The organism is Methylobacterium durans (assembly GCF_003173715.1).
Lineage (GTDB): Bacteria > Pseudomonadota > Alphaproteobacteria > Rhizobiales > Beijerinckiaceae > Methylobacterium > Methylobacterium durans.
Genome location: NZ_CP029550.1, coordinates 3,192,501 through 3,205,647, shown reverse-complemented (window position 1 = coordinate 3,205,647; position 13,147 = coordinate 3,192,501). Strand labels below are relative to the sequence as shown.

Here is a 13,147-nt window from a genome sequence, read left to right as displayed (position 1 = left end):
GGGTCTCCGCCGCAGGCCCGGCATCGGCGGCGTCGCGGTCCCGCGCGCCAAGGTCTAGCTTTCCGCACGCGTCTGTGCACTTGCGATGGATCGCGCGTCCCGGGTCGCCACGCGGTGTCGAAGGGCGGAAGAATGCGCATTCGGGGCCAGGACATCTCCCGCATGACGGATGCTGGTAGACGACGTGAGGGGCCGGACCGCGTCGGTGCGATCTGCCGGTCACTTCGCCGCGCGATCGTCGAGCGGGCGCTGGCGCCGGGCGACCGCCTGCCCGAGGACGCGCTCGGCGAGCGCTTCGGCGTCAGCCGCACGATCGCGCGTCAGGCTCTGGGACAGCTCGCCGCCGAGGGCTTGGTCGAGCTGCGCCGGAATCGGATCGCGGTCGTCGCGACGCCGAGCTGGGAGGAGGCGCGGGACGCGTTCGACGTCCGGATCGGGCTCGAACGCTTGGTCGTGTCCCGCTTGGCGGGGCGCCTGAGCGCCGAGCAGAAGGCGACCCTCGACACCCATATCGCGGGCGAGGAGGCCGCGGCGAGCGGGCCGGAAGCGACCTCGATCCGCCTCGCGACCGAGTTCCACCTCCTGCTCGCGGAGATGACCGGCAGCGCGGTGCTCCGGCGCTACGTGGCCGAACTCGGCTACCGCTGCGCCCTGATCCTGTCGCTCTACGCGCGCCCGCACTCGTCGGATTGCGCGGTGAGCGAGCACCGGGCCATCGTCTCCGCCCTGGCCGAGGGCGACGCGGCGCGGGCGAGCGCGCTGATGGACCATCACCTCGACGCCGTGGCCGAGCGGGCGCGGATCGCCGCCGCGCCGCTGCGCGACCTGGACCTCGTCCGGCGGCTGGCGCCCTACGTCGAGCCCTGATCGCGGCCGGCGCGGCGATCAGTCGGCGAGGCCCGCCCGCGTCAGCAGCCGCTCGGCGCTGTCGTTCCAGACCTCCATCGTGACGATCAGCCCGTCGCGGACGGTGAATCGGTCGACGTAACGGTTGCCCTCGAACGCGGTGCCGTCCGGCCACGCGCCGTAGAGCGTGCCGAGGCTGTAGACCGTGGTCTGCCCCTCGCCCGGCACCACGTCGAGGCGCTCCATGCGCTTCTTCACCCAGGCGTAGCGGCCGGCATTGAACGCCGTCACCTCCCGCGGATGCCCGAAGCGCCGGGCCCCCGTGAACACGATCTCCAGATCGGGCGCGATGTAGCGGGCGGCGGTCTCCGGGTCCGGGACCATCGAGGCTTCGAGATAGGCGGTGACGATCGCGGCGGCCTCCCGCGTCGCGTCGGCGGCGATGTGCTGGCTCATGGGTCGTCTGCTCCGGTCTCGTTCAGCGCGCGGCGCGCGGTCCCGGGCGAGCCTGCCAGGAAGCCGCCGATTCCGCCTGCGAAAAGTGTATGCATTTTCTCACGGAAGTGTGCACATTTTGTGCGGTGGCTGCACACGATTGGCCATGACAGGCGCGAATCCGCCTGTACTCTGCTGGCATGGGCGTTGCGGATCGCTCCCCAGCCCCGCCGGAGACCGAACCGCCATGTCCCTCCGAATCCCCGCCCCCCGTCCCGATGCCCGCCGCCCGACGCGTTCCCGGTTCTGCGGGCTCGCGCTCCTGTCGCTCCTGGCGGGCCTCGCGCCGCTCGCCCCGAGCCGGGCCGCGGAGCCGGTCAGGATCGGTCTCGTCACCGCCCTCAGCGGCCAGTCGGCGAAATCGGGGGAGGCGATCTCCCGCGGCATCGGGCTCGCCATCGACGAGATCAACGCGAAGGGCGGCGTGCTCGGGCGCCCGCTGGAACTCGTGGCGCGCGACGACGAGGCCAACCCGTCCAAGGGCGTGCTCGCCGCCCGTGAGCTGATCCAGCGCGCCGGCGTCGCCGCCCTGATCGGCGGGCTCGACACGCCGGTCTCGATGGCGATCGTCCCGATCGCCAACCAGATGAAGGTGCCGTTCGTCGGCCCCTGGGCGGCCGGCACCGGCATCACCCGCAACGGCGCCGCCGACAATTACGCCTTCCGGGTCTCGGCCGTGGACGCCCTCGTCGACGAGGCCCTCGTCGCCTACGCGGTGAAGACATACGGCGCGAAGAAGCCGGGCATGATCCTCGTCAACAACGCCTGGGGCGAGTCGAACCAGCAGGGGCTCGCAGCGGCGCTGAAGGCGGCGAACCTGCCGGCCGCCGGCATCGAGAAGTACGAGGCGAACGACGTCGACATGGTGCCCCAGCTCACCCGCCTCCGGGAGGCGGGCGCCGACACCCTGTTCCTCGTCGGCAATGTCGGCCCCTCCGCCCAGGTGGTGAAATCCCTCGATCGCATGGGCTGGAGCGTGCCGGTGATCTCGCATTGGGCCCGGCGGGCGGGCGCTTCGACGAGCTCGCCGGCCCGAGCGCCGCCAAGGTCCACTTCATCCAGACCTTCACCTTCGCGGGCAACGAGGCCCGAAGGCCAAGGCCGTGCTCGCCGCGCTGAAGGCGAAGTACCCGGCCATCAAGTCGATGGCGGACGTGACACCCGCGGTCGGCATCGCCAACGCCTACGACGCCACCCACCTGATCGCCCTCGCGATCGCGGCAGCGGGCTCCACCGAGGGGCCGAAGGTCCGCGACGGGTTCTACAAGATCGCGACCTATCCGGGCCTCATCAAGACCTACGAGACGCCGTTCGCGCCTGGCCGGCACGACGCGCTCGGGCCCCAGGACTACGTCTTCACGCGCTTCCAGAACGGCGAGATCGTCGCGGTGACGCAGTGACCGGCGCCGGGAGGGCACGCCCATGCTGACCAGCGTCCTCGTCAGCGGGCTCGGCCTCGGCAGCATGTACGGGCTGATCGCGCTGGGCTTCCACATCACCTACGCGGTCTCCGGGACCGTCAACTTCGCGCAGGGCAGCGCCGTCACCCTCGGGGCGGTGCTCGGTTACTGGCTCGCTGTCGGGCTCGGCTGGCCGATGCCGCTCGCGGTGGCGGGCGCGCTCCTCGGCTGCGCGCTCCTCGGCCTCGTCGTCGAGCGGATCCTGGTGCGGCCCTTCGTGGAGCGCGGCTCCGACGCGTGGCTGCTCGCCACCGTGGCGGGCGGCATCATCCTCGACAACGCCCTCCTCTTCACCTTCGGCAAGGAGCCGCGCAGCTTGCCCTCCGCCCTGGTGGCGAGCCCCATCGAGGTTCTCGGCGCCGGGATCTACCCGCTGCAGATCGTGATCCCGGTCGTCGGGATCGCGGCGGCGCTGGCGTTGCGGGCCGTATTCCGCGGGACCGATCTCGGCCGCGTCCTCCTCGCCGTGGCGCAGAACGCGGATGCCGCCCGGCTGATGGGGATCGACGTCCGCCGCACCGTGGCCTGCGCCTTCGCGCTCTCCGGGCTCCTCGCGGGCGCGGCCGGTCTCCTGATCGCGCCCCTGTTCTCGGTCTCGGCCGAGATGGGCGCGCTCTTCGGGATCAAGGCCTTCGCGGTCGCGATCCTCGGCGGCATCGGCTCGGCCACCGGCGTGGTGCTGGCCGGCCTGCTCTACGGGCTCGTCGAGGCGGGCGTCACGGCGACCCTCGGCTCCACCTACACGCAGATCGTCGTGTTTTCGGTGATCATCCTGGCGCTGGCGCTCCGTCCGGACGGCCTCCTCGGCCGGGCGGCGGTCAACAAGGTCTGAGCCCATGCGCCGCCTCACGCGCCCCCTCGCACGCCACCTCCGCGCCCCCGCGGCGATGCCGCTGGCGATCCTGGCTCTCACCGCCGCCGGGCTCGGGCTCGTCGGCCTGAGCCAGGGCTACACCCACTTCGTCATCGCCCTCGTCGCCCTGACCGTCGTGGCCGGCACCGGCCTCAACGTGCTGCTCGGCCTCGCGGGCCTGATCTCGTTCGGGCATGCGGGATTCTACGCGCTCGGCGCCTACGCGAGCGCGATCCTGACGCTCGCGGGGATCAGCTTCTGGCTCGCCCTTCCCGCCGCCGGCCTGCTGACCGCCCTCGTCGGCGCGCTCCTCGCCGTGCCCGCCATGCGGGTGAAGGGCCCCTACCTCGCGATGATGACGATCGCCTTCGGCTTCCTCGTGGAGCACGGGCTCGTCGAGGGCGGGGCGCTCACCGGCGGCCAGAACGGGCTCGTGATCACGCAAGGCCCGGTCCTGTTCGGCGAGACGCTGGCCGAGCGGGGCCTCGCGATCCTCTCGGTGCTCGGCGCCGGCCTCAGCCTCTACGGGTTCCACCGCCTGCGCCTCGCCCGCCTCGGCCGCGCCCTGCGCGCCGTGCGGGATTCGGAGGCGGCGGCGGCCTCGCTCGGCTTCGACCCCGTGCGGGTGAAGACGGCGGCCTTCGCGATCTCGGCCGGGCTCACCGGCCTCGCGGGGGCAGTGCTGCCGCCCCTGATGCTGTTCATCGCCCCGAGTTCCTTCCCGTTCTCGCAATCGATCCTGTTCGTGCTCTCCGTGGTGGTGGGCGGGGCCGGCACGGTGCTCGGGCCGCTCTGCGGCGCCCTCGTCACCGTGCTCCTGCCGGAGCTGCTCGCCGGCCTCGCCGAGTACCGGCTGATCTTCTTCGGGCTGACGACGCTCGTGGTGCTGTGGCTGGTGCCGGCCGGCATCGTCGGGACGCTGGCGCGGCTCCTGCCCCGGATGGCGGACGAGCGCGCCCCGAGGCCGGACGAGACGGTCGGCCTTCCCGGCCGGACGGAGGGCGACCCGCTCGTCATCGAAGGGCTCGGCATCAGCTTCGGCGGCATCCGCGCCGCCGACGGGGTCTCGCTCACCGCCGCCGCGGCCCAGGTCACGAGCCTCATCGGACCGAACGGCGCCGGCAAGACCACCGTCCTCAACATGGTCTCGGGTTTCTACCGGCCGGATGCGGGGACGATCCGCCTGGGACGCCGCGACCTCGCTGGCGCGCCGGCCCACGCGATCGCCCGGGCCGGCATCGCCCGCACCTACCAGACCACGCGCCTGTTCGGCTCGCTCAGCGTCCTCGACAACGTCATGCTGGCGATCGCGCCCGGCAGCCTGCTCCGGCGGAATGCCGCCGAGGATGCCCGCAGGGCTGCCGCTCTGCTCGCCTTCGCAGGCTATGCGGGCCCGCTCGGCAGACCGGCCGCGGAGCTGCCGCATGTCGACCGGCGCCTCGTCGAGATCGCCCGGGCCCTGGCGGGCGCCCCGAAGGTGCTCCTCCTCGACGAGCCGGCCGCCGGCTTGACCCGTGCCGACACCGACCGGATCGGCGGCCTCCTGCGGCGCATCGCGGAATCCGGCGTCGCGGTCATCCTCGTCGAGCACGACATGCCCCTGGTGATGGGCACCTCCGACCACATCCTGGTCATGGATGCGGGCCGCCCGATCGCGACGGGCCGGCCCGCCGAGATACGCCGCGACCCGGCCGTCCTGCGCGCCTATCTCGGCGGCGCCGAGACCCCGGCCCGGCCCCGGCCCGCGCCCTGGCAGGGACCGGCCGATCCGGTCCTCGCGAGCCATCGCCTCCGGGCGGGCTACGGCGCGGCGCCGGTGCTCGACGACCTCGCCCTCTCGGTCCGCCCCGGCGAGACGGTGGCGCTGCTCGGCGCCAACGGCGCCGGCAAGTCCACGGCGATGCGGGCCCTCTCGGGCCTGCTGCGCCCGGTCCAGGGCAGCATCGTCCTGGCCGACCGCGCGATCGCGGGGCTTCCGGCCCACGCCATCGCCCGCCTCGGCCTCGCCCTCGTGCCGGAGGGGCGGCAGGTCTTCCCGGAACTGACCGTCGTCGAGAACATCCGGCTCGGCGCCCGCAGCCGGCGCGGGCGGATCGACCCGGCCGAGGTCGAGGCCCTGCTCGACCGCTTCCCGCGGCTGCGCGAGCGGGCGCAGAGCCGGGCGGGCCTCCTCTCGGGCGGCGAGCAGCAGATGCTCGCCATCGCCCGCGGGTTGATGGCGCGGCCGCGCATCCTCCTCCTCGACGAGCCCTCCCTCGGGCTCGCCCCCGCGATGATCAACACCCTCTACGCCGTGGTGGCGGATCTGCGCGACCAGGGCATCACCATCCTGATCGTCGACCAGATGGCGGCGCTCGCCCTCACCGTCGCGGACCGGGGCTACGTGCTGGAGCAGGGTCGCGTCGTCACCGAGGGCAGCGCGGCCGAGCTCCAGGCGGACAAGGGCCTGGAAGCGGCCTATCTCGGCGCGGCCTGACCCCCATCTCGAACCCCGGCGGCCGCGGGCCGGGCAGCGGAGCACGCATGCGATCGACCTCGGACCCACGATCGACCTCGGACCACGGACGCTACGGCTACAGCGCCCTGCCCGACCGCCCGGTCTACGACTGGCCGGGGGGCAAGCGCCTCGCCGTCTATCTCGGGCTCAACCTCGAGACCTTCGCGTTCGGCGAGGGGCTCGGCGCCGAGCTCGCGCCGGGCGGGCCGCAGCCGGACGTCCTGAACTACGCCTGGCGCGACTGGGGCAACCGCGTGGGCGCCTGGCGCATCCGCGACCTGCTGGACGAACTCGGCCTGCCGGCCGGCGTGCTGGCCAACAGCAACCTCTACCGGGACTGCCCCGGCCTGATCGAGGCGTTCCGCGCCCGCGGCGACGAGATCGTCGCGCACGGACGCACCAACGCCGAGCGTCAGGGCGCGCTCGACGAGGCGAGCGAGCGCGCGCTCATCGCCGAGGCGACCGCCGTGATCGCGCGCGCGGAGGGACGGACGCCCGCGGGCTGGCTGGGGCCGTGGATCTCGCAATCTCCGGCGACGCCGGATCTCCTGGCCGAGGCCGGATATCGCTACCTGCTCGACTGGGCGCACGACGACCAGCCGATCTGGTTCGCGACCCGGGACGGCGGGCGCATCCTCTCGGTGCCCTACCCGCAGGAGTTGAACGACATCCCGGCGATCGTCGCCCGCAAGGAGACGGGCACGCATTTCGCCGAGATGATCGTCGAGACCTTCGAGGAGATGCTGGACCAGTCCCGCAGGGCGCCGCTGGTGATGGGCATCGCGCTCCACCCCTACATCGTCGGCCAGCCCCATCGGCTGCGCCCCCTGCGGCGGGCGCTCCGGCACATCGCGGAGCGCCGCGATGCCGTGTGGATCACGACGCCGGGCGCGATCGCCGAGCACGCCGCCAGCCTTCAAGGCTGATCCGGGACCGGACCACTACAGACCCTGCCCCCGGCCCGGCGGCCGCGCCCCGTCGGGCGGACGGGAGCGAAGCTGAGGAGAGACGCCATGCCCGAGCCGATTCCGAACCTCGACGCCGGCACGGCCGCGGCCGCGGAGATGCTCGGCATCCCGGTCGAGCCCGGTTGGGCGGAGGCGATCGCCGCCAACCTGCGGGTCCTGAGGGAGGCGGCGGCCCTGGTCGAGGGCTTCCCGCTGCCCGACGAGGCCGAGGCGGCGCCGGTCTTCACCGCATGAGCGCGGCGTTGGACTGGAGCCTCGCCCCGGCCTCCGAGATCGCCGCCGCCGTCTCCGCCGGCCGGGTCGGCGCCCGCGCCGTGACCGAGGCCGCGCTCGCGCGGATCCGGCGGATCGACCCGGGGGTGAACGCCTTCACGGATCTCCTGCCCGAGCGCGCCCGCGCCCGCGCCGACGCCCTCGACCGGGCCCGCGCCGCGGGCGAGGCCCTCGGCCCGCTGGCGGGCGTGCCCTTCGCGGTCAAGAACCTGTTCGACATCGCCGGCCTGCCGACCCGGGCCGGGGCGCGGATCAACCGGGAGCGCCCGCCCGCGAAGCGCGACGCCGCCCTCGTCCGCCGGCTCGAGGCGGCGGGGGCGATCCTCCTCGGTGGGCTCAACATGGGCGAGTACGCCTACGACTTCACCGGCGAGAACGTCCACGACGGCGACACGCACAATCCCCACGACCTCGCCCACATGTCCGGCGGCTCGTCCGGCGGCTCCGGCGGGGCGGTCGCGGCGGGCCTCGTGCCGCTCGCGCTCGGCTCGGACACCAACGGCTCGATCCGCGTGCCCTCCGCCTTCTGCGGCTGCTTCGGCCTCAAGCCCACCTACGGGCGCCTGAGCCGGGCCGGCAGCTTCCCCTTCGTCGGCAGCCTCGACCATGTCGGTCCGATGGCGCGCTCGGCCCGCGACCTCGCGCTGGCCTACGACGCGATGCTCGGGCGCGACTCGGAAGATCCGGCGCAGGCCGACCGGCCGCCCGAGCCGGTGGGGGACGGGCTGGAGCGGGGGGCCGCGGGCCTGCGCGTCGCGGTCGCCGGGGGCTATTTCGCGCGGATGGGCGAGCCCGACGCCTTCGCCGCCGTGGCGCAGGCCGCCCGCGCCCTCGGGGCGACGGCGACGGTCGAGATCCCCGAGGCCGCGAGGGCCCGGGCCGCGGCCTACCTGATCACGGCCGCCGAGGGCGCGGCCCTCCATCTCGACCGGCTGCGGACCCGCGCGGGCGATTTCGACCCGGCCGTGCGCGACCGCCTGATCGCCGGGGCGATGATCCCGGCGCCCTTCGTGGAGCGGGCGCAGCGCTTCCGGCGCTGGTACCGCGCCGCCTTGCTCGACCTGTTCGGCTCGGTCGACCTGATCCTGGCGCCGGCCACCCCCTGCCGGGCGCCGCGCGGCGGCCAGAAGACCTTCGTGCTCGACGGGATCACCCTGCCGGTGCGGGCCAATGTCGGCCTCTACACCCAGCCGATCTCGTTCATCGGCCTGCCCGTCGTGGCGGTGCCGGTGCGGCTCGACGGCGGCCTGCCGCTCGGCGTGCAGATTATCGCGGCGCCCTGGCGGGAGGATCTCGCGCTCCGCGCGGCGCATCACCTGGAGCGGGCGGGCGTCGCGCGGGCGCCGATTGCCGCCCTCGATTGAGAGGCCGTCATGCAGATCGACGATCCGGAAGTGAAGGCGGAGGTCGAGGCGGCGTTCCGCCGCTACGAGGCCGCCCTCGTGGGCAACGACGTGGCGACGCTGGAGGCCCTCTTCCGCGACGATGCCCGCACCATCCGCTACGGCGCGGCGGAGAACCTCTACGGCATGGAGGCGATCCGCGCCTTCCGCCGCGCGCGCTCGCCGCAGGGGCTCGCCCGCGACCTCGCGGGCACGGTCATCACCACCTACGGCCGGGACTTCGCCACGGCGATGACCCTGTTCCGGCGCGACGGAGCCCCGGGACGGATCGGCCGCCAGAGCCAGAGCTGGGTCCGCTTCCCGGAGGGCTGGCGCGTGGTGGCGGCCCATGTGAGCGTCATCGAGGCGTGAGGCTCACGGGAGCCGCCACGACGCGTCCCGGCACCGTCGATCCCGGGACCGCATCCCGTGCCAAGTCGGCCTCGGGACCGTGTCCCGTACCAAGCCCGCCTTGCGGAGGCGGCCGCGACGAGATCTAAAGGCCGGTGGGCACGCGAACGCGCGTGGAGAGCGTGTCGTCCCGGCGCAGACGATTGCGGCACGGCAACAGGCGGATGCGACGGATGCTGTCCAGACGCACGAGATGGGAGCGATTCTGGAGCAGATCAGACTTGGCGTCGTCCACGACCAGGAATTGCACGCCGTACGTCTCATCAACCAGAGAAACATTGTCGTCTACGACGTCGGCGCCAACCGGGGACAGTCGATCGTCAGCTTCAAGCTGATACCGGTCGACGGTGATAGCGACTCACGAGGTTTCGTATCGGCGGCGGATCTGGTTCGATGAGGCAAACCGGGAGGGTTTGCCATGTCCGCTGCGGTTGCTCTGCGTGAGGATTTCAACGCCGACGATCTTCGACGTCTGGCCAAGGCCAGCCGAGACGCGGGCCAGAGCCGCCGGCTGCTGGCGCTGGCCGAGATCTACGAGGGCGGCAGCCGCACGGATGCGGCTCGGATCGGGGTGGTAGGGTTGCAGACGGTGCGCGATTGGGTGCTCGCCTTCAACGCAGCTGGCCCGGCCGGGCTGATCAACCGCAAGGCCCCGGGCAACCCAGCCAAGTTGAGCGATGCGCAGCGTCAAGCGCTGGCGCAGATCGTCGAGAGCGGGCCGGACCCGGATCGACACGGCGTGGTGCGCTGGCGGCTGAAGGATCTCGCCGCCTGGATCTACGCCAGCTTCGGCGTGAGCCTGGACGAGAGCACGGTGGGCCGCACGGTGAAACAACTCGGCTTCCGCAAGCTGTCGGCACGCCCGCGCCATCATGAGCAGGACCCGGCCGCACTGGCAGCCTTCAAAAAAACTTGCCCGCCGAGGTGAGGGCGATCCGAACCCGGCTGCCGGCTGGCACGGCCATCGAGGTGTGGTGGTCAGACGAGGCTCGGGTCGGCCAGAAGAACACGCTGCCCCGCCGCTGGGCGCGCCGCGGCAGCCGGCCCTCGGCGCCCAAGGACCAACGCACGGCCCACGCCTACATCTTCGGAGCGATCTGTCCCGAGAAGGGCAAGGGTGCCGGCCTCATCATGCCGAGATGCGATACCGCGGCGATGAACGAGCACCTCAGGGAGATCAGCTGCAGCGTCGAGGAAGGCGCCCACGCCGTGCTGATCCTCGATGGGGCGGGCTGGCACGTCGCCCACGACCTCGTCGTGCCCGCCAACATCACCCTGCTGCCGCTGCCAGCCTGCGCCCCGGAACTCAACCCGGTCGAGAATGTCTGGCAGTTCCTGCGCGACAACTGGCTCGGCGACCGCGTCTTCTCGTCCTACGAGGACATTGTCGAGCAGTGCTGTCAGGTCTGGAACCGGTTCATCGACCAGCCTTGGAAGATCATGTCCATCGGCCTGCGTGACTGGGCCTATCAGTTATGATCACCACCGATTGGTATGATGCATCCGGACGCGACGATCCATTCCTTCGAGTTGAACGCTCTGTTCCATCCGATCCTCGACGAGATATCCGCGCGCTACGCCGACGTTCACGTCCACAAGCACGGCCTGTCCGACGTCGCGGGCGAGGTCGCGTTCCACATCCCCGTCGTCAACGGCATCCTCCACTACGAAGAGGCGTCCATCGACAACGTCGCGCTCGACCGACCGTGGGTCCGCGAGCGCCTGACCGCGCTCGACCCGAATTTCCGGGTCTCGCGGCACGGCGGAACCGTGCGGGTCGGCGACCGGCTCGGTCTCCCGGCGCCGGACCTCATCAAGATCGACGTCGAGGGCGTCGAATTGCGGGTCGTCAGGGGGTTCCTCGAGACCCTGAAGGCCAGCAAGCCCATCGTGATCGCCGAGAACAGCGACTGGCAAGCGGTCACGGACCTGCTCGGCAGCCTCGGATACAGGCCCTATCGGTTCGATGCCTCCGGCGACAGGTTGATCGACTTCCACGGCGAGACCACGAACACGTTCTACGTGCTCGGCGGCCACGACCGCGGGATGCTGTCCCGATGACCCCGTTCGCAGGGTCCCCTGCATCGACATCATCCGATGCCGGGCTCGGCCCGGCCCCGCCCCCGCAGAACCACGGTTCTTGCCAGGGTTCTTGCCAGGGTTCTTGCGCTCGGGGGGCCGCGCAGTAGAACCGGGTGAGCGCCGCGAGCGAGGGTATTCATGCGTGAGGTCCGCTACTGGCACAGCAAGCCGTTTCGGCAGACCTACGGCCGGGACCGGGCATCGAAGGGTTTCCCGAGGCAGGATGCCGAGGGCTACTTCCTGACGATGGGCTATCGGATTCAACTCGACGACGGTCAGCCGGAGGACGGCGAGCCGAGCCCGGAACCGTCCCGCGCGACGGGTCGCGCAAGGCCCTCGCCCCCGCGCGATCGTCCCCGTCCGGAGGGCGCCCCCCGGCCGCAGGCGCCCGCCCGGCCTGCGGAACGGCCGGACCCGCAGAATTCGTACCGCAGGTTCGGCCATGCGGGCGGGTTCGACGGGTTCGAGGGGCGGATGGCCACCTCCGAGCCGGGCGGCTCGCCGCGCCCGAAGAGCGGCCACCGCTGACGGATCGGTCGCTCGATCAGGTCCCGGCACAGCCGCCGCCCGCCGCTCCCTGGCCCTGCCATGCCACCCCTCTCTCATCGGCGCCGCTCGCAACCGCGCGCGCCGAACGCAGGGACAACAATTCCGGACGCTCGGTCATTCCCGCCTCGGCCAGGATTCTGTTCTTCTGACAGGGGTGGGCTGCCTATCTCTGCCTGCAGGTGACCTGATGAAGCGTGCGAAGCGGATCCCGGCCTGGTTGGAGCGACGGGGCTTCACGACCCGGACGAAGGCGCTGATCGCGGCGGCGCTGAAGCAGGCCGCGTCCCAGGACCGCGACGGCGCGGATGCGGGAACCTCGCCGTCGAGCGGCGGCAACACCGTGTCCTTCGCGCAGTTGCAGCGCCTGCGGGCCGCGCGGCACGCGCTCGGCCGTGCCTCGTCGGAGCTTTCTGACGATCAGGGCCGCGGGACGGCGGCCCCCGGTCAGCCCCTTCGGCTGATTGGATAGGCGAGCGTCGCCCGACACCGCTCACCGCCGCGTCGGGCGCACGTCCCGCGGGGCGAGCCCGAAGCGGCGGCGGAAGGCGCGGCTGAAACTCGCCGCATCCACGTAGCCGCAGGCTTTCATGACGCCCGCGATCGTATCCGCGTCGCCTGCGGCGGAGGAGAGGCGGCGATGCGCCCGGTCGAGGCGCGCGTCGCGGATCGCCGCGGCGATGCCGCCCTCCGCGGCGAAGGCCGCGTAGAGGCGGGTCCGCGAGACGCGCAGGGCGGCGCAGAGGCCGGCCGGGCCGAGATCCGGGTCGTGCAGCCGCCGCTCGATATAGGCCTGGGCGAGGGAGCGCAGGGCGGTGGCCGACAGGTCGGCCTCGCGGCGCTCGCCCGGATGCTGGAGGATGCCGCGCAGCAGGTGCAGGGCTCCCTCGAGGGCGGGGGCGGCCTCGGCCTCCGACATGCGCTCGACCGTGGCGGCGAAGGTGCCGAGATAGCTCGCGAAGAGGTCACCGAGCGCGCTCGCGGGGAAGCGGCGCCCGGCGACCTCCTCCACGGGGCCGACATGGGCGAGGAAGAGGGGGCGCGGGATGTTGAGGCGGAGTTCCTCGTAGGGCTCGCGCGCGCCGAGGACGAAGGGCCGGTCGAGGGAGACGAGGCCGATATCGCCCACGCCGATGATGCCGCCCCGATTGCCCTGCTCCTGATGGCCGCACCCGCCGACGATCAGGCTGAGGCAGACGTCGTCGTGGCCGTCCCGGCGGATCTGCTGCGGCTGCCGCTCGACGACGAGCGGGCTGCTGCGGGTACGCATCAGCATGCCGTGGTCGAACACCGCGAGCAGGCGGCTCGCCGCGAACCCCGTCTCCGATTCGAGC

General features: G+C 72.5%; 14 protein-coding genes and 1 pseudogene (1 of these 15 running past the window's edge). 13 read left to right on the top strand and 2 right to left on the bottom strand.

What is annotated here, in order from left to right:
• Window positions 1-162 precede the first annotated feature (162 nt).
• Window positions 163-867, top strand: a complete 705-nt coding sequence (locus DK389_RS14800; protein WP_109896402.1) for a GntR family transcriptional regulator — start codon at window positions 163-165, stop codon at window positions 865-867.
• Between the two features lie 18 nt (window positions 868-885).
• Here DK389_RS14800 and DK389_RS14795 read toward each other — a convergent pair whose 3' ends face one another.
• Complete coding sequence (locus tag DK389_RS14795) at window positions 886-1,302, bottom strand: nuclear transport factor 2 family protein (RefSeq protein WP_109890669.1); 417 nt, start codon at window positions 1,300-1,302, stop codon at window positions 886-888.
• A 226-nt stretch (window positions 1,303-1,528) separates the two neighbouring features.
• On the opposite strand from DK389_RS14795, the pseudogene DK389_RS14790 reads away from it, so the two are divergent.
• The 12 genes and pseudogenes from DK389_RS14790 (at window position 1,529) to DK389_RS14740 (ending at window position 12,285) form a co-directional block, all read left to right on the top strand.
• Window positions 1,529-2,741: pseudogene (locus tag DK389_RS14790) on the top strand (ABC transporter substrate-binding protein).
• 22 nt (window positions 2,742-2,763) lie between these two features.
• On the top strand, window positions 2,764-3,633 hold the full coding sequence (locus DK389_RS14785) for a branched-chain amino acid ABC transporter permease (protein ID WP_109890667.1): 870 nt from the start codon (window positions 2,764-2,766) through the stop codon (window positions 3,631-3,633).
• A gap of 4 nt (window positions 3,634-3,637) precedes the next feature.
• The gene (locus DK389_RS14780) at window positions 3,638-6,130 is read left to right on the top strand and encodes a branched-chain amino acid ABC transporter ATP-binding protein/permease (protein ID WP_109890665.1); all 2,493 of its coding nucleotides are present in this window, start codon (window positions 3,638-3,640) and stop codon (window positions 6,128-6,130) included.
• Window positions 6,131-6,177: 47 nt separating this feature from the next.
• Window positions 6,178-7,077, top strand: coding sequence for a polysaccharide deacetylase family protein (locus DK389_RS14775; protein WP_109890663.1), 900 nt, complete (start codon window positions 6,178-6,180; stop codon window positions 7,075-7,077).
• Between the two features lie 87 nt (window positions 7,078-7,164).
• Window positions 7,165-7,353: a DUF4089 domain-containing protein gene (locus tag DK389_RS14770; protein WP_109890661.1), complete on the top strand. Its 189-nt coding sequence runs from the start codon at window positions 7,165-7,167 to the stop codon at window positions 7,351-7,353.
• Window positions 7,350-8,756 (top strand): AtzE family amidohydrolase, encoded by a 1,407-nt coding sequence (locus tag DK389_RS14765; RefSeq protein WP_109890659.1) that lies wholly within the window; start codon window positions 7,350-7,352, stop codon window positions 8,754-8,756. The genes DK389_RS14770 and DK389_RS14765 overlap by 4 nt, the downstream gene beginning before the upstream one ends.
• A gap of 9 nt (window positions 8,757-8,765) precedes the next feature.
• Window positions 8,766-9,146 carry an oxalurate catabolism protein HpxZ gene (gene hpxZ / locus DK389_RS14760; RefSeq protein WP_109890657.1) on the top strand — a complete coding sequence of 127 codons (381 nt, stop codon included), beginning with the start codon at window positions 8,766-8,768 and terminating at the stop codon, window positions 9,144-9,146.
• Between the two features lie 232 nt (window positions 9,147-9,378).
• A complete protein-coding gene (locus DK389_RS32390; protein WP_162560654.1) occupies window positions 9,379-9,582 on the top strand; it encodes a hypothetical protein in 204 nt (67 codons plus the stop codon).
• A 21-nt stretch (window positions 9,583-9,603) separates the two neighbouring features.
• Window positions 9,604-10,664 (top strand): IS630 family transposase gene (locus DK389_RS14755; protein ID WP_109890655.1). Its coding sequence is split into 2 segments (ribosomal slippage): window positions 9,604-10,108 and window positions 10,108-10,664, totalling 1,062 coding nucleotides; the frame shifts between segments, so codons are not numbered across the junction.
• Window positions 10,665-10,679: 15 nt separating this feature from the next.
• Entirely contained in the window at window positions 10,680-11,246 is a 567-nt protein-coding gene (locus DK389_RS14750) for an FkbM family methyltransferase (protein ID WP_109890653.1), read from the top strand.
• A gap of 159 nt (window positions 11,247-11,405) precedes the next feature.
• Window positions 11,406-11,795: a hypothetical protein gene (locus tag DK389_RS14745; protein WP_109890651.1), complete on the top strand. Its 390-nt coding sequence runs from the start codon at window positions 11,406-11,408 to the stop codon at window positions 11,793-11,795.
• A 208-nt stretch (window positions 11,796-12,003) separates the two neighbouring features.
• Complete coding sequence (locus DK389_RS14740; protein ID WP_162560653.1) at window positions 12,004-12,285, top strand: hypothetical protein; 282 nt, start codon at window positions 12,004-12,006, stop codon at window positions 12,283-12,285.
• A 21-nt stretch (window positions 12,286-12,306) separates the two neighbouring features.
• Here the strand turns inward: DK389_RS14740 and DK389_RS14735 are convergent, their stop codons facing one another.
• Window positions 12,307-13,147, bottom strand: the 3' portion of a protein-coding gene (locus tag DK389_RS14735) for a helix-turn-helix domain-containing protein (protein WP_236960884.1). 98 nt of this gene lie beyond the right edge of the window; the window shows 841 of its 939 coding nt (coding positions 99-939); its start codon lies beyond the right edge, outside the window; it ends in the stop codon at window positions 12,307-12,309.

Excerpts from the sequence above, each read along its gene's own strand:
- DK389_RS14745 (WP_109890651.1), top strand. The coding sequence starts at position 11,406 with ATGCGTGAGGTCCGCTACTGGCACAGCAAGCCGTTTCGGCAGACCTAC.
- DK389_RS14785 (WP_109890667.1), top strand. The coding sequence starts at position 2,764 with ATGCTGACCAGCGTCCTCGTCAGCGGGCTCGGCCTCGGCAGCATGTAC.
- DK389_RS14775 (WP_109890663.1), top strand. The coding sequence starts at position 6,178 with ATGCGATCGACCTCGGACCCACGATCGACCTCGGACCACGGACGCTAC.
- DK389_RS14800 (WP_109896402.1), top strand. The coding sequence starts at position 163 with ATGACGGATGCTGGTAGACGACGTGAGGGGCCGGACCGCGTCGGTGCG.
- DK389_RS14770 (WP_109890661.1), top strand. The coding sequence starts at position 7,165 with ATGCCCGAGCCGATTCCGAACCTCGACGCCGGCACGGCCGCGGCCGCG.
- DK389_RS14780 (WP_109890665.1), top strand. The coding sequence starts at position 3,638 with ATGCGCCGCCTCACGCGCCCCCTCGCACGCCACCTCCGCGCCCCCGCG.
- DK389_RS14750 (WP_109890653.1), top strand. The coding sequence starts at position 10,680 with ATGATGCATCCGGACGCGACGATCCATTCCTTCGAGTTGAACGCTCTG.
- DK389_RS32390 (WP_162560654.1), top strand. The coding sequence starts at position 9,379 with ATGGGAGCGATTCTGGAGCAGATCAGACTTGGCGTCGTCCACGACCAG.
- DK389_RS14740 (WP_162560653.1), top strand. The coding sequence starts at position 12,004 with ATGAAGCGTGCGAAGCGGATCCCGGCCTGGTTGGAGCGACGGGGCTTC.
- DK389_RS14795 (WP_109890669.1), bottom strand. The coding sequence starts at position 1,302 with ATGAGCCAGCACATCGCCGCCGACGCGACGCGGGAGGCCGCCGCGATC.
- hpxZ (WP_109890657.1), top strand. The coding sequence starts at position 8,766 with ATGCAGATCGACGATCCGGAAGTGAAGGCGGAGGTCGAGGCGGCGTTC.
- DK389_RS14765 (WP_109890659.1), top strand. The coding sequence starts at position 7,350 with ATGAGCGCGGCGTTGGACTGGAGCCTCGCCCCGGCCTCCGAGATCGCC.